Annotated in this window: 20 protein-coding genes and 1 rRNA gene; 1 reads left to right on the forward strand and 20 read right to left on the reverse strand. The window is 50.0% G+C overall.

The window, feature by feature from the left end; all coding sequences use genetic code 11:
• A 16S ribosomal RNA gene (locus tag ACETK5_RS30030) occupies window positions 1-401 on the reverse strand; the annotation flags it as partial.
• Between the two features lie 468 nt (window positions 402-869).
• Window positions 870-1,748: a hypothetical protein gene (locus tag ACETK5_RS30035; protein WP_394059557.1), complete on the reverse strand. Its 879-nt coding sequence runs from the start codon at window positions 1,746-1,748 to the stop codon at window positions 870-872.
• A gap of 187 nt (window positions 1,749-1,935) precedes the next feature.
• Here ACETK5_RS30035 and ACETK5_RS30040 point away from each other — a divergent pair, with 187 nt between their 5' ends.
• The gene (locus ACETK5_RS30040; RefSeq protein WP_076325456.1) at window positions 1,936-2,301 is read left to right on the forward strand and encodes a YgzB family protein; all 366 of its coding nucleotides are present in this window, start codon (window positions 1,936-1,938) and stop codon (window positions 2,299-2,301) included.
• A gap of 126 nt (window positions 2,302-2,427) precedes the next feature.
• Here the strand turns inward: ACETK5_RS30040 and ACETK5_RS30045 are convergent, their stop codons facing one another.
• The 18 genes from ACETK5_RS30045 to ACETK5_RS30130 form a co-directional block, all read right to left on the reverse strand.
• The gene (locus tag ACETK5_RS30045) at window positions 2,428-4,143 is read right to left on the reverse strand and encodes a glycosyl hydrolase family 18 protein (RefSeq protein WP_394059560.1); all 1,716 of its coding nucleotides are present in this window, start codon (window positions 4,141-4,143) and stop codon (window positions 2,428-2,430) included.
• A gap of 116 nt (window positions 4,144-4,259) precedes the next feature.
• Entirely contained in the window at window positions 4,260-4,679 is a 420-nt protein-coding gene (perR, locus tag ACETK5_RS30050; protein WP_071219580.1) for a peroxide-responsive transcriptional repressor PerR, read from the reverse strand.
• A gap of 86 nt (window positions 4,680-4,765) precedes the next feature.
• Window positions 4,766-6,085: a DUF4097 family beta strand repeat-containing protein gene (locus tag ACETK5_RS30055; protein WP_326116226.1), complete on the reverse strand. Its 1,320-nt coding sequence runs from the start codon at window positions 6,083-6,085 to the stop codon at window positions 4,766-4,768.
• A 57-nt stretch (window positions 6,086-6,142) separates the two neighbouring features.
• A complete protein-coding gene (locus ACETK5_RS30060; RefSeq protein WP_394059563.1) occupies window positions 6,143-6,754 on the reverse strand; it encodes a hypothetical protein in 612 nt (203 codons plus the stop codon).
• Between the two features lie 195 nt (window positions 6,755-6,949).
• A complete protein-coding gene (locus ACETK5_RS30065) occupies window positions 6,950-7,663 on the reverse strand; it encodes an MgtC/SapB family protein (RefSeq protein ID WP_100541520.1) in 714 nt (237 codons plus the stop codon).
• Window positions 7,664-7,713: 50 nt separating this feature from the next.
• A complete protein-coding gene (locus ACETK5_RS30070) occupies window positions 7,714-8,172 on the reverse strand; it encodes a GNAT family N-acetyltransferase (RefSeq protein WP_100541519.1) in 459 nt (152 codons plus the stop codon).
• 214 nt (window positions 8,173-8,386) lie between these two features.
• Window positions 8,387-9,826 (reverse strand): Asp-tRNA(Asn)/Glu-tRNA(Gln) amidotransferase subunit GatB, encoded by a 1,440-nt coding sequence (gene gatB / locus ACETK5_RS30075; protein ID WP_100541518.1) that lies wholly within the window; start codon window positions 9,824-9,826, stop codon window positions 8,387-8,389.
• Window positions 9,827-9,856: 30 nt separating this feature from the next.
• Window positions 9,857-11,314 carry an Asp-tRNA(Asn)/Glu-tRNA(Gln) amidotransferase subunit GatA gene (gatA, locus tag ACETK5_RS30080; protein WP_100541517.1) on the reverse strand — a complete coding sequence of 486 codons (1,458 nt, stop codon included), beginning with the start codon at window positions 11,312-11,314 and terminating at the stop codon, window positions 9,857-9,859.
• A gap of 20 nt (window positions 11,315-11,334) precedes the next feature.
• On the reverse strand, window positions 11,335-11,622 hold the full coding sequence (gene gatC / locus ACETK5_RS30085) for an Asp-tRNA(Asn)/Glu-tRNA(Gln) amidotransferase subunit GatC (protein WP_071219587.1): 288 nt from the start codon (window positions 11,620-11,622) through the stop codon (window positions 11,335-11,337).
• Window positions 11,623-11,794: 172 nt separating this feature from the next.
• Window positions 11,795-12,175 (reverse strand): ATPase, encoded by a 381-nt coding sequence (locus ACETK5_RS30090; protein WP_071219588.1) that lies wholly within the window; start codon window positions 12,173-12,175, stop codon window positions 11,795-11,797.
• Between the two features lie 213 nt (window positions 12,176-12,388).
• The gene (locus ACETK5_RS30095) at window positions 12,389-13,165 is read right to left on the reverse strand and encodes an ABC transporter permease (protein WP_100541516.1); all 777 of its coding nucleotides are present in this window, start codon (window positions 13,163-13,165) and stop codon (window positions 12,389-12,391) included.
• Window positions 13,162-14,085: an ABC transporter ATP-binding protein gene (locus tag ACETK5_RS30100; protein WP_394059568.1), complete on the reverse strand. Its 924-nt coding sequence runs from the start codon at window positions 14,083-14,085 to the stop codon at window positions 13,162-13,164. Before ACETK5_RS30100 ends, ACETK5_RS30095 begins: the two co-directional genes overlap by 4 nt.
• Window positions 14,082-14,276: a PLDc N-terminal domain-containing protein gene (locus tag ACETK5_RS30105; RefSeq protein WP_100541514.1), complete on the reverse strand. Its 195-nt coding sequence runs from the start codon at window positions 14,274-14,276 to the stop codon at window positions 14,082-14,084. Before ACETK5_RS30105 ends, ACETK5_RS30100 begins: the two co-directional genes overlap by 4 nt.
• 35 nt (window positions 14,277-14,311) lie before the next feature.
• Window positions 14,312-14,521 (reverse strand): hypothetical protein, encoded by a 210-nt coding sequence (locus ACETK5_RS30110; RefSeq protein WP_071219592.1) that lies wholly within the window; start codon window positions 14,519-14,521, stop codon window positions 14,312-14,314.
• Window positions 14,521-14,856 (reverse strand): YxlC family protein, encoded by a 336-nt coding sequence (locus ACETK5_RS30115; RefSeq protein ID WP_071219593.1) that lies wholly within the window; start codon window positions 14,854-14,856, stop codon window positions 14,521-14,523. Before ACETK5_RS30115 ends, ACETK5_RS30110 begins: the two co-directional genes overlap by 1 nt.
• The gene (gene sigY, locus ACETK5_RS30120) at window positions 14,840-15,385 is read right to left on the reverse strand and encodes an RNA polymerase sigma factor SigY (protein WP_326118174.1); all 546 of its coding nucleotides are present in this window, start codon (window positions 15,383-15,385) and stop codon (window positions 14,840-14,842) included. Before sigY ends, ACETK5_RS30115 begins: the two co-directional genes overlap by 17 nt.
• A 251-nt stretch (window positions 15,386-15,636) precedes the next feature.
• Complete coding sequence (locus ACETK5_RS30125) at window positions 15,637-15,828, reverse strand: hypothetical protein (protein WP_100541512.1); 192 nt, start codon at window positions 15,826-15,828, stop codon at window positions 15,637-15,639.
• Window positions 15,829-16,007: 179 nt separating this feature from the next.
• Window positions 16,008-16,646, reverse strand: a complete 639-nt coding sequence (locus ACETK5_RS30130; protein ID WP_100541511.1) for an MBL fold metallo-hydrolase — start codon at window positions 16,644-16,646, stop codon at window positions 16,008-16,010.
• Between the last annotated feature and the right edge of the window lies 1 nt (window position 16,647).

Consider the following 16,647-nt stretch of genomic DNA (forward strand, 5'->3'; position numbering starts at 1 on the left):
CGTCAGGCTTTCGCCCATTGCGGAAGATTCCCTACTGCTGCCTCCCGTAGGAGTCTGGGCCGTGTCTCAGTCCCAGTGTGGCCGTTCACCCTCTCAGGTCGGCTACGCATCGTCGCCTTGGTGAGCCATTACCCCACCAACTAGCTAATGCGCCGCAGGCCCATCCCCAAGTGACAGATTGCTCCGTCTTTCATTATTCCACAATGCTGTGAAATAAATTATCCGGTATTAGCTACCGTTTCCGGTAGTTATCCCAGTCTTGAGGGCAGGTTGCCTACGTGTTACTCACCCGTCCGCCGCTAACCTTCAGGAGTGCAAGCACTCCATCAAGTCCGCTCGACTTGCATGTATTAGGCACGCCGCCAGCGTTCGTCCTGAGCCAGGATCAAACTCTCCAATAAAGTGTTTGACTTGCTCATTTCTTAACTGACGAGAATTTGTTCAATTCTCTATTTCAACGTCCCACCAAAGTGGTTCGTTTTACTCACTCGTTGTTCAGTTTTCAAAGATCAACTTCGTTGTCTTTCGCCGAAAACTCATTTTCAGCGGCGACCTTTATAATATATCATGGTGCCCATCGTTTCGTCAAGAACTTTTTTTGAAAACTTTTTAATTCGACATTTTCTTAACCGAATTATCAAAGTCCCTTTCGAAGGGGCGAGTTATAATTTATCACAGAAACAGGTGGCTCGTCAACATGATTCGTCAAATTATTTTTCGACTTCTTGTAACAAACGTTCTGACGCATCTCAGCATGCCTTAGGACATCTTTTATCTACCCTAACGTTAGATACTGTCTCCTAAAGGCGCTGTTTTATAACCGTATATCAAATACTTCGACACAAAAAAAGAAGGACTCGCGTCCTTCTTTAATCGGTATAGTACCGGATGGCTTCCGATCCATAGGATCGAACTCCTCTCCAAATCGGAACTTCCTTCACAAGTGATTGATAGACCAGCTTGCGCATCACGATCGGCAGCTCCTTGCCTACAGGTGCCAGCTCAGGGTGAAGAATAAGCTCCTGTATCGTCCAGGGATTCCGTCGGCTTCTTAATACGCGGAGCAACAGCGCTGATGAGCTCTCCAGCTTGGATATCATGGAGAATTCATATGCCAGCAGGGCCAGCTCCACTCGTTGCCCGAGCGTTTCCGTACTGACCGTAAGCTCTTCATATAATTTGCGGACGGGTGTATTCAATCCTGTAATCTGCTCCCAAACAGCCGACTCCGGATGAATCCCCCGTTCTATCAGCTCAAGCTGCCCCCAATAATGCAGACCTTCTAATAGAGTATGGTAAGCATCCAGAACCCGCTCTTCCTTCAAGAGCATCTTGGCATCTATATACTTTTGTAGGAAGTGGGCAAAACCAATAAACAATTTTTGCTCCCGGAACGGTTCAGCAAACCTAAGGAAATCACGGCGCAGATTGGACAGACGATCTTGATCGTCTTTTATGATATCTCCTTCTAGGAAGCATTTGATCAATACTTTGTGTGTACCGCTCAGGAGTTCCCGATGCAAATCGTCCAGCCCGATACTTACCACCTGGCAGCGTTCCCCGCCCACGATAGAATGCTGGATGGGAGGCTCGTCAGGTGTTCCGTCATACACGACAACAATATTGACCTCAAAATCATAAACAAGCAATCCTTGCCGCCTTTTGTCCGAATTACGGTATGCTATCGCCCCTACAGCTTCCTCATCAACCGTATTTCCATAATAAAAAGAAAAGTTGGTTAATTCCACGTTTCCCTCCATACATTCCTTGGCGAATTTCAGCCATTTCAGTTATAATGTAATTCTACATGTCCATGTAAGTTCCTTCTTTTAGGAGATAAGATCTTATGAAGACGATAAACGAAAATACAAGATTTCATTTCTCGGTTCACGTTATTTCATAAACAACTATTTGAATGACAGGAGTTTTAGAGCCATGATCTTTAAGAACGCAAAAATCAACGCCTTCCGCACTTGGGGATTGCTGCTGACGATGCTGGGTATGGGCCTTATGGTGCTTGGTACAGCCGGAATCGTATTTTTCGGCCAAGCTGGCAAAATATTTGCCGGAATCGGATTGGTGTTTGGCCTGATTATGATGCTGGGGAGTCTCGGCATTTACTTCTGGGCAGGTATGTTATCCACGAGTGCCGTCCAAATTCAGTGTCCGGAATGCAATAAATTGACCAAGATGTTGGGAAAAACGGACCGCTGCATGTTCTGCCATACCATTCTGACACTGGATCCAGGCCAAGCCAACATCACAGCAGAAGAGCTTGAAGCCCAGCAAACCAAATCCTAAAGGGGTTTGAAGAACTAGCCTATTCAATAGGATTCGCAACTCGTAAGACGATTAAACATAAAGAACCCGGTTATCCTCGCGATAACCGGGTTCTTTATTATGATGTAAGATAAGTTCTGTTAATCCTTAATCATGTATCGTCTTTAGAACATGCCAGGTTTCCGGAATGGCAAAGCTCCGGTTCCATGAAGCAATGCCGCCAAGCTTCAGCTTTTTAGCCATATTCACACGAGATTGCAGAGAAGTATCGTCCTCCATCCATATTTTCATAATGGATTCTCCCTCCGTGAATTGAACATAGTTCTGCCCTGTACTGGCATCCAGCGAGCCTTTCACTTTCTTTTCCTTAAGGAGAGTCTGCAGCTTCTCCATCCCAATCGCTTTGGAGGACACCTTCGCCTCTCCCGCTTCGCTTGTTTCCGTCCAGACCCGTGTATATAACGGTACGCCCAACACCAGCTTGGATGACGGTACCGCGTCCTCTTCCATGATTCGCCTTACCGACTGCTCGGCCCATGGCAGCGAGGATACGGATCCCGCTTTCGGACTCGTGGCCCAGTGCTCGTCATAAGCCATTACCATCATGTAATCAATCGTCTCTCCGAGCCGTTTCCGATCGAGAAAGAGCGACCACATCTCGCTGTTCGATTTTGGCGTCACATCGATGGAAACGATAAGCCCTCTGGCTTTGGCCAGCGGCTTCATTTCCCTCACGAACTGAACGACATGATCTTTATCTTTGGTGTGGACATTTTCAAAGTCAATATTGATTCCGTCAAGTTTATATTGTTTGGCATAAGCCAGCATCTGCTTGATAATATACGATCTTCTATCGAAAGTAGACAACGCTTCGGTTGTCATGTCAGGATCGAAGCTGTTGTCCATCAGACCCCAAACCTCCATGTTCCTGTTATGGGCCCAGCTTACATACTGCTTAACCGCTTTGGATTTGACCGTGCCTTCACCATCCACAATGCTGAACCAGGTCGGGCTGACCACATTGACACCGGGCAGTTCGCCAATGCTATCCGTGCTGGGATTTTTGTTATAAACAGCTTCCCATGCCAGATTGACCGACTTATCCTTCCATTCAAGCTCTGCCCGAGAAGGAGTCTGCGCAAGCGTCGGAATTTCCTTTACGTCCCCAAGTTTAACCTCCTCTTTAGGAACATATCCCGTATATCCGTTATCCGCCTGGACGAATAACCGCCCCTCTTCTTCACGCCATACGCGAAGGCGCTCATCGGCCGGCATATCCAGTACAATCGGAGACTTCTTCTCCCCGCTCTCACGCAGAGCCACGGTTTCCTCAGGATTACCGGGTGCTGCTTCGGCAAGCTGAATCGAATCCCCTGCACGCATCAGAATGATGGCGCCTGTCGTCGTGTCCTCGTGAACGGTCACGCCATAATGCTGTTTGAGCGGCTTAATCGGAACATAGGCAATGCCGTCAATCAGCTTAGGTGCGTAGGGAATGGTAACCGCCTTGCCGTTCAGCTCGCCCTTCGTGCTGTCCATCTTCATGCGGAATACGGATTCCGAAGTCGTTACAAGGACGGATTCCGTTTCCTGCTCATAACGAATGTTGGCATCCACGCTCTCCTGAATAACCGTTATCGGCAGCAGCAGCTCTTCGCCGGAGCCCTGGGCAGGCTGTTCCTGCAGTTCCCCCTGAACAAAAATCGGCTTGTCCATTCCACGCCAGTCCGGCACCGTATAGGTCTGGTTGGGAAATAATGTGGTGACAACCCACCAGGCCCCAGCCGCGATCAACAGTAACCCCAGAAAGAAAGAGCTTCCTCTCGTACGCCTCTTCTTTCCCCGATATCTTCTTCTTGCCAAACTACTCCCCCATTTCACTCTCGCTCATTACTAACTCCTTATCGTTGAATAACGCCCTTAAAAATAAAAACGTGTGGAATGGTTCATTCCGCACGTTTATCTATAACAACCGGCGTCTATTGGCAGGACTTGCAGAGCCCATACAGCTCCATTCGTAGTCCCTTTACTTCAAATCCGGTGCTCTTCTCAGCCTGTATTCCAACATCTTCAAGGGACGGATAGCTGAAATCTTCGATTTTACCGCAACTCTGACATATGACATGATGATGATCCGATACGTTGGCGTCGAAACGACTCGAGTTGTCCCCGTACGTCAGCTCACGCACCATGCCGGCTTCAATAAACATTTTTAGATTGTTGTATACTGTGGCTACGCTCATACTAGGAAAATTAGGTTCCAGAGCCCGATAAATATCATCCGCTGTCGGATGGCCCATAGATTCCACCAGATACGTTAAAATCGCATGACGTTGCGGCGTGATACGGACACCGGTCGTTTTCAGTTGTTCCAGCGCATGCTGTACGGACGTTCCCATGGTTGCCCACCGCCTTTAAGTTAACTGGTTTTTACCAAACCTATAACGTTCTTAGAATTCATTGTACGGCGTTTCTTGGAATGTTGTCAATCCGGCAGAGGCGTCCAGCCCCCGTTGTTCCGGCCTTCCTCCTGTTCCGGATAGCTTCGGAAGATGTTCAGATTACTGTTTCCCTCGATACGAATGGAATGTTCGCCTGTACCGGATTCGCCGGAGATGGTTTTCTGTTCGATCAGAAGATTGGGCAGCGTCGTCAGAATTCTTCCGTAGCTAATCGTCCCTTCAAGCTTGTAATCGCCCTCGAGTGGAACGTGAAGATTCATCTCGCCGACCGCACTATATACATTCCAATCGCCACCAATGCGGGATGAACGTATAGCCACTCCGCCATTGAGAGATTCAGCGCTTAATTGCGACTCTGCCCCGCTGATCAGAATGTTGCCGTTTCTCGTCTGAACCCGGATATGATCAGTCGTTCGCTTTACCGTCATATTCCCCACTTGCGTGGTCAAATCCGTTTCGCCCGTAATATCGACCGCCAGCATATTCCCGCGGTTGGTGGACATTTTAATATTACCGGTAACGCCGCGCGCCGTAATTTCGCCATTTAAGGTCTTACCCGTCACATTTCCGTAAATCCGATCCATCGTAATCGGCCCGTTACCACTCTCCAGCAAAATATTCTCAATCGCTTCCACGCGGTTTAAGGTAATGGCTCCGTTCATCGTCCGTATCTCAAAATTGAATCGCCGATCATCCGGAACCGCGATGTTCACGTTCATACGGGGCTGCCGTTTACCCGATTCACCATAGGCCTTCCCCTTGGACCGAATTGTGATCGTCTTGCCTTCCCCCACTTCGATCGTCGACTGCTCGGCGATCGCTTCAGCCAAACCGGGCTGCTCATGATCCACCCATACTTCCGTCTCCACCTTGATATCATCTACATCCTGCCGTGTGATGGAGATATCCCCGTTTAAGTGATCGACGATGATTTTCTCGGTTTCAAGCTCCACAGGAATCTCCAATATCGGCTTCTGAAACCGGTTATCTTCAGCTTCGCTATAATCCACTCCCGCTGCCGTCAAGTTCAGGCTCACCCGGTTCCAGAGATGGAGAAAATGCTCCTGCTGGGAAATGACGAATACGGAGGCCGTAACAGCCACTGCCAGCAGAATCCCCCTCATATCGGGCCGAAACCGAAGTTCTTTGCGTCTGCCCAAGACACGCGACAGCGTGTACCTGACTAAATATTCAACGCCGAGCAGGATAAACAACAGCGGCCACCAACGCCGGAGCATAAATATATAATCCGTGCCTCTCCACTCGTCAAGGAGCAACAACACGCCTGTACAGACAAGCAGTAAGGCGGCTGTATACCGTCCCACTCTAATTTTATGTTTCATCCGTCTCCTCCCCTCGTCTTATGACGCGGCCATGACCACCGTGCCGCTGTACGTGTACTATAGGGATTTGCCCTTGTCTCTTCGGTGCCGGAGAGCTTCCCGGATTCCCGCCCATATCCCGATAACAATCAGCATGATGGCAGAGGCTTCCGCACCATAGTCGCGAATTCCTGCCTGCAGCCAAGGCGGCTTCTGGTGAAACAAAATGAGCAGGGTCCCGGTAGCAACCAACATGATGCCAAAAGCGATTCCCCGCTCACCCCGGAACGGATGGTTCCATCCTCGTCCGTCCTTCGAAGCAGCAGCGGCTGCCTCACCGCGCCTTTTTCGAGAGATGATATATTCCGCTGCCTGCAGCACGTCATACACGTTATAAAAATATCCTACCGGAATCAGAAGACCCAAAACGACAAGCAGCGGTACATTAATCTGCATACCGATGGAAGAGAAGTATAAAAGCGCCGATATATCCAGCAGCAGCAGCATCACAAATGTTATCCCCTTGCGGTACATACCGAGGTACACATGACCCAGACCCGGAATGAGAGCGGCTAATAGAAGTGCATATAATTTCCGCTTTTTTCGCTGCAGCCCCGGGTGACGCTTAACCTGAATCGAAAGCCGTTTCTTCTTGCTGACTTCGGTTTGTGGTTCGGGTGTTGGATTCATAACCTTCTCGCCTCCTTCCAAACATCCTGGGACAGGCGTTGTTTTACGATGTTTTTCTTTGATAGTACCCCAACGAGGTGCCGAAGTAACTGGCAAAAAACTGGATAGGCCGTCCGCAGAAAGCCGGCGAACCTACAAAAAAACGGCACCGCCGGTGGTTCAGCAGTTGCCGTTTGTTATGGTTCATTCCATATCCTATTCAGCCGTTACCATGGTAACATGGCCGATCCCCCGCAACTGCCGGGTGATCTCCATCGGTTCGAATTTGCGATCGGTCAAGACTTGCAGCGAGATTTCGAGCCCTAATACCGCAGGCTGCAGCTCCCCGTATGCCGCGCTGCTTCGTTCGTTAACGATAAGCTTCTTGATCACGAATTCCTGTTCCTCCAGAACAGCGGATATGTCATCCAAAATATTCGGCGTATTCGCTGCATGGATGGTGATCAGATGCAATTTACTGCCGCGGATGTAACGCTGCTCCAGCTTATTGAAGACAACCAGATTAAGAAGAATGAGCACCGTCGATACAATCGAGGCAAAATAAAACCCGGCCCCAACAGCCAACCCCACAGCTCCCACAACCCAGATGGACGCGGCGGTGGTTAATCCGGTAATGGATTTACCGGTAAACAGAATGGTACCGGCACCCAAGAAACCGATCCCCGTAATGACGGCCGTGGCCAAGCGCGCAGGGTCAATCCGAACGTTAATCTCGTCTACAAAATCGGAGAAACCGTAAATGGATAACAGCATAATAAGGGTTGAACCCAAGCATACCAATATATGCGTGCGCAGTCCTGCAGCATGGTTGGAACGTTCCCGTTCAAAACCGATCAAGCCGCCAAGCAGCATAGCCAGCAGCAATCTTAATAAAATGGATACATTATCTATCACCCAAGGATTATTCAAAAGAACGATACTCCCCTCACGTCGGCTTCAATCGCTTATGCTGATATCATTCAGTGTATATGAAGATGGAACTCGGTCAATTCCACGCCCGGAGCAACCTCAAAAGCGTGATTCTTTACAAACCCGAATTTCTCATACAACGTTACCGCAGGCGTATTACGCGTCCCTGTCGAGACTACGAACATGGGCGCCTCCTTGTAGCATTCCAACACATGTCGAATTAAAGTCCCCGCGATTCCTTTGCGAAAATGACCGGGATGGACCATCATCCGTGATATGGTGACCTGCTCCTGTTCCGGCTCTACCGCAATAGCTCCGATAAGATCGCCTTCTTCATTTATATAACCAAAAAAGGTTTCCCCGCTCGCGCGGATCGTATCGAAGGTATCCTGCAGCGGAGGGATTTCCGAGAATCCGATTAATTCAGCTTCCAAAGGGTACGCCATATGCTGCAGACTCCATATCTGCTGGACGGTATCCCTATCCTCCAAAGATAAAGCTCTTATCATGTATTCATCCCCTAACCTAGTTATTATAAGAAAAACGTCTACGGCGTACTCTCCAAGAAGACAGACCGGGTTTAGTGTAGTTTTTCTTGCGATATCAGGCAGCAGCCTCTCCGAAGTTCATACTTTCTGATATCTTAAAAAGGAACTTGCCCCTAATACGGGACAAGCTCCCATTATCTAAATACATTTCGGGAACATGACGGATGAACGTTGATTATCCGTTTAGCACCTCAACCAGCAGTTTGTTGGCCAGCGCAGGATTGGCTTTTCCCTTGCTCTCTTTCATCACTTGACCAACCAGGAAGCCGATCGCTTTCTGTTTACCTGCCTTGTAGTCCTCCACGGATTGCGGATTGTTTGCAACCACCTGCTCGACGATGCTCTTGATCGCACCTTCATCGCTGATTTGGACGAGGCCCTTCTCCTCAACGATTTGCGCAGGCAGCTTGCCGCTCTCCAGCATCTCTTTGAAGACGGTTTTGGCGATTTTGCTGCTGATGGTTCCCTTCTCGATCAATCCGATCATTTCGCCGAGGCCTTGGCCCGTGATTTTCACTTCAGACAGTTCCAAATTGTTCGAGTTCAAATAACCCAGCAAATCCCCCATGATCCAGTTCGATACGGATTTGGCATCCTTCGTATAGTTCAGGCTGTCCTCAAAGAAGTCGGCGAGCAGCTTGGACGACGTGATAACCGCAGCGTCATAGTCCGGCAAACCATACTCTGAAGCATAGCGGGCCTTACGGGCATCCGGAAGCTCCGGAATCGTTGCACGAACCGACTCCTTCCACTCCTCACTAATATGCACCGATACGAGGTCCGGGTCCGGGAAATAACGGTAGTCGTGCGCCTGCTCCTTCCCGCGCATGGAGAAGGTTTTCGCCTGCGCTTCGTCCCAGCGGCGGGTTTCCTGTACAATCACGCCGCCCTCATCGAGAATTTCCGTCTGCCGGTACTGCTCATATTCCAAACCGCGCTGTACGCCGCGGAAAGAGTTCATATTCTTCAGCTCGGCCTTCGTGCCGAGTTCCTTCTGTCCCCAAGGACGAAGACTGATGTTAGCGTCGCAGCGAAGCGAGCCCTCTTCCATCTTCACATCCGAAACGTCGCAGTATTGCATAATCGCACGCATTTTCTCCAGATAAGCCTTGGCTTCCTCCGGCGTTGAGATCTCAGGTTCGGACACGATCTCAACAAGAGGCGTGCCTACGCGGTTAAAGTCAACCAGCGATGCATATCCGCCATCCACGTGCGTGAGTTTACCGGCATCCTCCTCCAGATGAAGCCGGGTAATCCCGATTCGTTTCGTCTTTCCGTCCACCTCAATATCGATCCAGCCGTTTTCACCGATCGGCTGATCGTACTGGGAAATCTGGTAGGCTTTCGGAGAATCCGGGTAGAAGTAGTTCTTGCGGTCAAATTTGCTGACATCGCCAATGGTGCAGTTCAGCGCCATCGCAGCCTTCATAGCATATTCCACAGCCTGGCGGTTTAACACGGGCAGCACGCCGGGATGGCCAAGACAGATGGGACATGTATGTGTGTTCGGCGGGGCTCCAAACGCAGTGGAGCAGCCGCAAAATATTTTGGAATTCGTATGCAGCTCTACGTGCACTTCCAATCCGATAACCGTTTCATATTTTGATGTAGACATCGATTGTTTCCCTCCTTCTCTGCCGCCGGTTTACAGTTCAGGGCGCCGTTTGTGGTGTTCAGTATTTTGCTCGTAGGCATGCGCGACGCGCAGCACGGTCGACTCATCAAAGGCTTTGCCGATAATTTGCATGCCAACGGGTAGTCCGTCCGCAAATCCGCAAGGAACACTCACTGCCGGCACACCTGCCAGGCTGACAGGAATCGTCAGGATATCATTCAAATACATCGTCAGCGGATCGTCCACCTGAGCTCCCAGCTTGAAAGCCGTAGTCGGAGCTGTCGGTCCGATGATGACATCATATTGCTCGAATACTTTATCGAAGTCCTGCTTGATGAGCGTGCGGGCTTTCTGCGCCTTCAAATAATAGGCGTCGTAATAACCCGAGCTAAGCGCATAGGTACCCAGCATGATGCGGCGTTTCACCTCATCGCCGAAGCCTTGGCTGCGGGACTCATGATACAAGTCAATCAGGCTGCCTGCATTGTCGGAACGAACGCCATAGCGCACGCCGTCAAAGCGGGCCAGGTTCGAAGAGGCCTCCGAAGAAGCAAGCAAATAATACGTTGCTACCGCATAGTCGGTATGCGGCAGGGAAACTTCATCCCAGGTAGCGCCCAGCGCTTCGAGCACCTTCAGTGCGTTCAGGACGGTTTCCTTTACTTCAGCGTCTACGCCCTCGCCCAGGTATTCCTTAGGCACAGCAATGCGAAGACCGGTAACGTCTCCGGATAACGCGCTCAGATAGTCGGGCACGTCCACTTTTGCAGATGTCGAATCCATTGGATCATAACCGGCAATGGCTTGCAGGACGTAAGCGGAATCTTCCACATTTTTTGTCAAAGGTCCGATCTGATCCAGCGATGAGGCAAAGGCAACAAGACCGAACCGGGATACGAGGCCATAGGTTGGTTTCAGTCCCACGACACCGCAATAAGAGGCAGGCTGCCTGATGGAACCGCCTGTATCCGACCCCAGCGCAAAGTAAGCTTCGCCTGCAGCTACGGCCGCAGCCGAGCCGCCGCTGGATCCACCGGGTACCCGATCTAAATCCCATGGGTTTCGCACAGGGTAGAAGCTGGAGTTCTCATTGGAGCCCCCCATTGCAAATTCATCCATGTTCAGCTTGCCGATCGTCACCGTATCCGCTGCACGCAATTTATCGACAACCGTCGCATCATAAACCGGCGTGAAATTGGACAAAAACTGACTTGCGCATGTGGTGCGAAGCCCTTCTGTCACGATATTATCCTTGATTCCGACAGGAAGCCCGAACAACAGTCCGCGCGTCCCCTCTGAAGCCAGCTTCTCATCCAAAGCCTTGGCGGATGAACGAGCACCCTCTTCGTCCAAAGTAATAAATGCCTTCACCCGATCCTCACGTTCGGAAATACGAGTAAAAGCTTGATCAACCAGATCGGTTACGGAAAGCTCCTTATTCTGCAGCTTATTATGTATCTCCGTTAACTTGTAATCAAACAGACTCAAGTGTGTATCCTCCCTTCAGGCTATTCCAAAACAGCAGGTACTTTAATTTGATCGTCTTCTTCATCCGGTGCGTTAAGCAGCACCTTCTCGATAGGTAAGCTCTCTCGCACCTCGTCTTCTCTCATGACATTGCTGAGATGAAGCACGTGTGTAGTCGGCTCAACACCTTCTGTATCCAATTCATTTAACTTCTCGGCATATTGTAAAATCGCGTTCAGTTGGCCGGTAAACATCTGCTCTTCTTCAGGCGTCAAATTCAAACGGGCCAGCTTCGCTACATGCTGAACATCCTTATCGGTAATGCTCATGGCTTTACATCCTCCTTCATGCCCCTATCCAGTTAAAGGGGTAAAGTCTGCACGACAACTTTTCTCATTATATTGTAGAAGCATGCAAGATTCAATCCAAACAGCTTGAAGCTTGCCGCTTCGGAGTTACTTTTCCATTCCATCAAAAAAGAGTCGGCCTCAGCCGACTCTTCTAAATCCAAGCACGAAGATTCACTTGTTTGATGAAATCCGCCTGGGATATTGCTTCCTTGGTTTCTTCTTCCTCTTCAACACTTTCCAACTCGCCGTTCATCACTTGATGAAACAGCTTCTCATTATATGTCGACAGGGCGAAATCGATGAGCGCTTCCCGCTCGACCCGCTCAGCTTCCTGCTTCAACACGATTGATTCCAGCTCTACATCATCTGCCGGAACAAAAAAATTACGGTTGAGGCTCGGAATCCGAATGACGTAATCGAACGCATTGTCCGGATTTCGGTCATAAGCGATGATATAACCGTATTGACCGATTGGAAGATTCTGCTCAAAGGCGTCCGCAACGATTGTAATCTTTTCCCCTAAACGCAGCATCGTCTACCTCCTGAGTTGTCTATCCTTTTTTAAGAGATAAGAAAATATAAACTTCAGAGGCTTATCATCCTTATCTCGCAAGAAAAACTTCCGCTAAATACGGTCTCTCTTCTGATAACGTACGTCGATGACGTTTTTCTTGTCTTCATAGTCTACTAAAAAAAGATAGAGATGTCCATGTGATTCAGATAAAACCTGAATCTCCCATGAAAACTAGGATTGCGGGGACAGCGGACTCCTTCTAAGCAGCCTTGCGGCAACGATAATCGATACCGCCATAATCAGCATGGCAACGAGTATCGGTGACCACGCGCTGCTCCCTGCGCCAAGAATTCGCTCAGCGGCCATGCTGCTTAAACGGCCCGGGCTCCATAGAACGCGGGAGGGCAGCAAACCGGATAAGAGCGAAAGCAAGCCGGCAACTGCCAAGCTGATGAAGGCCGCAGCCGGTCCGCGAAGGACGGCACCGAGCGGCAGCACAAGCGTTACGATCCAGGCCAGCCATACAGCATATAAGCCCCCGCCGCTGGTAACCGATCCCCATTCCAAAGGACCGATGAGCTGATACGTGTAATAGGCAGCACCGCCAAGTCCAATCGCAAAAGAAACGACCAGCAACGTCATCAAGGCGGCCCATTTAGCAGACATCATGGGAATCGTGGATACCGAGCGGGCGAGAACAAGCTCAGCCGTGCCGGTTGCCCGCTCCCCGGCTACCGTGTTCATTCCCGCCAGCACAAGCACCAGCAGGCCGATGGTGCTGAATTGGCTCAAGGTTGATGCCATAACATTCTCGGCGGACGGGACGGTAAATAATGCCGCCGCTTCCGGGGGCAATTCCCCGGCCATGGTCAGGATATCCGGCAAATAATAGGTGGAGACCGGCTGCATAATGCCAAGAAGCAGGAAGACTGCAGGAACCCAAATCCATTTATAGGTCCGGCTTGCCTCGAGCATTTCTTTTTGATAATAAATCCAGAACGACTTCATGAGCCCACCACCTTCATAAACATATCCTCGAGCGAAGACGTGCCTGCTTCAAAACGAAGCAGCTCGATTTCGTCATCGGCAAGCTCCTTGATTAAAGCAGCCCGCGCAACATCCATATCCGTCACCATCAGCTTGGCGCCGCGTTTGCCGAGCTCGATCTCATGCACATAAGGACGGTTCGCAAGACTGTCGAGCCAAGCAACCTCCCGCTCCCCCGGTTCCACCTCAATGGATAGAACTGGCTGGCGATATTTCGTGCGAAGTTCGTTAAGCGCGCCTTTCTCCGCAATTTCCCCGTCTACCATCAGTACCATGTCATCGCAGATTTCCTCCGCATCGTGAAGCACATGGGTTGAGAACAGAACGGTGACTTCCCCGCGCAAGCGACCCAAAAGGTCCATAACCTCACGACGTCCGATCGGATCAAGCGCCGATACCGGCTCGTCCAGCATGATCAGCTCAGGCTTATGCACAAGCGCCTGAGCAATGCCAAGCCGCTGCTTCATTCCGCCGGAGTAACCGGATATTCGGCGTTTGGCCGCCTGCTGCAGGCCTACCATTTCGATGACTTCCCGACTTCGCTTAGAAGCCTCTCGTCCGGATAATCCCGACAGCTTGGCGCTGAAAGACAAGTACTCCATGCCCGACATCCAGCTGTAAAACTTCGGGTACTGAGGCAAGTAACCGATCCGGTGACGCCAGCCATTCGTTTGCGTATCGGCTGATCCATATCGGATCTCGCCCCGGGTTGGAGGTATTAATCCAGCCAGCATCCGCAGTGTAGTTGTTTTGCCGGCACCATTAGGACCAAGCAGGGCAGTACAGCTCCCTCGCTGCAATTCAAATGAAATGCCCTTAACCGGCGTGATGCTTCCTATGCTTTTGGTCAATTCATGAATGCTTAAAAGTTTTTCCATCAAGCTTCTCGCCTCCCCGCAACGAAATAAGCAACGCTGCCAAGAAGGTTACCCAGCAGTATAATCAACACCCACATCCATCTCGGCCCACGTATGCTTGCTGGCTCTGCACGAAACAAAGATATCAGCCCCGTTACCGCGAGAATGGCTTGCAGTGCAAGAATCGGCCAGATCAATCCCCAGTTAATTTCCATAATAATCCCCCATCTTCCGTATATAATGAAGAAACTTAAGACTTGCGGTCATCTTTGTGGATGACGAATATCCAGTAAAAGAGCAGCGGCATTGGCATTGTCGTAGACCCCCATATCCCCCAGAACCAAGCCATCTTGCCAAGCCCCCGCTTCCTCGCATCCAAGAAAAGCCATGTCCCTTGAATCAGCACAAGCACAACGGCAAGGATGATCACTCCCAGCGGGCTCTCGTTAACTTCATTCATCAGATCCCCTTCTTTCCGGCAGATCTCAGACTCTTTGAAAATACAAGAACGGAAATCCCGGCAACCATGCCGAACCCGTGAATAAACAGCAGGATCTTCGGCGCCGCCAAGGCAGCCATCAATCCGCCACCAACGATAAAGAGTGAAATCAGAAGAAAAAGCAGCAATTCATATTTCATCCGTCGCCGCTTCCGCTCCAAGGTATGAACGGCCAGCGTATGCAATCCTTCCAGGGATGGGGATGGCGCATCCTCAAACAATTGATCCACCCGCTCCATTTCTTTGGTAAATCCTTCAATCCATATTTCGTCCTCATGCTCAGGTCCTTTGACCATCGTCACCCATCTCCTTTCGCAGCTGTTTGATACCGTAGGCTGTTCGTGATTTCACCGTTCCTTCGGGAATACCGAGCATCGTTCCGATTTCATCATAGCTATAGCCGTAATAATGCTTAAGCAGGATGGCAATCCGGTGATCCTCAGATAAGCGGGATAATCCATTCAGCATATCCGTCCACTCTTCTCCCCGCCGCTCCATCTGCCAGCGCATCCGCCTTGCCGACTGAACCGCTTCCTGCTCCAGCCATTTCTTCTCCCGCTTCTTGCGCCGGGTACTATCGATGAACAACCGGGTAGCAATGGTAATCATCCAGGAGGAGAAGGACGAAGTCCCGTTGTAGCGGGTCATATTCTCCATGCATCGAACAATGGTATCCTGTGCAGTATCCTCTGCAACCATCGGGTCCATCGTCACTTTTAGCAAATATTTATAAAGAAAGGAATAATGCTGCTTGAACAGCAGCGCCATAGCCGCCGCATCTCCTAATTTCGCTTGTTGTATCAAGCCCTCTTCATCTGGGATCATGAAAAAATCATCACCTTCTTTCGCATTCCACCCGTAATACGATTAACAACAGCCAATCGTTCAAACAGATATTTATTTTTATCGTGTACGGAATGATATCTTTTATATCATCCAAATAGGTTCGGAAGAAATTCATCGGTATTTATTTGTTAAAAAACTCAAAAAAAAGCAGCCGGCAAAAAACCGGCTGCCCTCTCCAATAGAAAAAACACATTCAGTTCATGATGAGGGTGTCATGTTCGTATGTCGATCTATTGATTAAATCGTATCACCTGCAGCCGATGATGCCATGGCTGCTGCGCTATCCCTTCATCCTTCACCAGCCTGTCCCAGACAACAGAAGATATTTCGGTCTGGGTCTGCCGGTGGAACTCCGGTTGTCGATCAATCGCTTCGCTCCTTGTAACACTCCCGTTCAACAGCGATAGATGATCTTTCCTCACTGGCGCTTCCCCCTCATCACGTCCATGCCAAAAAAACTCCCTATAAAATAAAAGAACGCAAACCGGGATGAATTCCACAGTCTGCGTGCTTCGCAAGGGTAACATTTAATTAACCGTATTGTATCAATGTTGTCTATGTTTGTCCAGACAAATATTCCCGATTTATGTCGGAAGCTATCTTATCGGCTGGCAGGGACGTAAGGATTCCGCTGTTTTTCATAGCCTATGGTTGTCCGAGGTCCATGGCCGGAGTACACAACGACCTCGTCAGGGAAGGTATACAGCGTATTTTGAATGGAATCAATCAAATCACGTTCACGACCTCCAGGAAGGTCCGTTCGCCCAACGCCTAGACGGAACAGCACATCGCCGGAAAACAGATCATGTCCACACTTGAAGCTCACACTTCCCGGTGAATGACCCGGTGTATGAAAGACGCTGAAGGTATGTCCGATCAGCTGCAACTCAAGTCCATCCGCCAAATCGTACTCAGCCGGCCCGGTAGACAACGGTTCCGTTACCTGTGGCCACATCATCGATCCGTTAAGCTTCGGACTGGACAGCCATTCACTCTCCAAGGTGTGCAGGTAAACGGGACAGCCCTTCAGCTTGCGGATTTCCTCGACACCCCCCATATGATCAAAATGCGCATGGGTCAACAGGATCGCTTCAATCTCCAAATCGGCTATTCGCTTCAGCAGCGGCCCCGGGTTCATGCCGGGATCGATAATGACTGCTTTGCCTTCTACAGGCCCTGTCAGTAAATACGCATTCGTCTGAAGCGGCCCTAAATTAAAGGTCTCAATATGAAGTGTCATG

It is taken from the genome of Paenibacillus ilasis, from assembly GCF_043195395.1.
Lineage (GTDB): Bacteria > Bacillota > Bacilli > Paenibacillales > Paenibacillaceae > Paenibacillus_AQ > Paenibacillus_AQ lautus.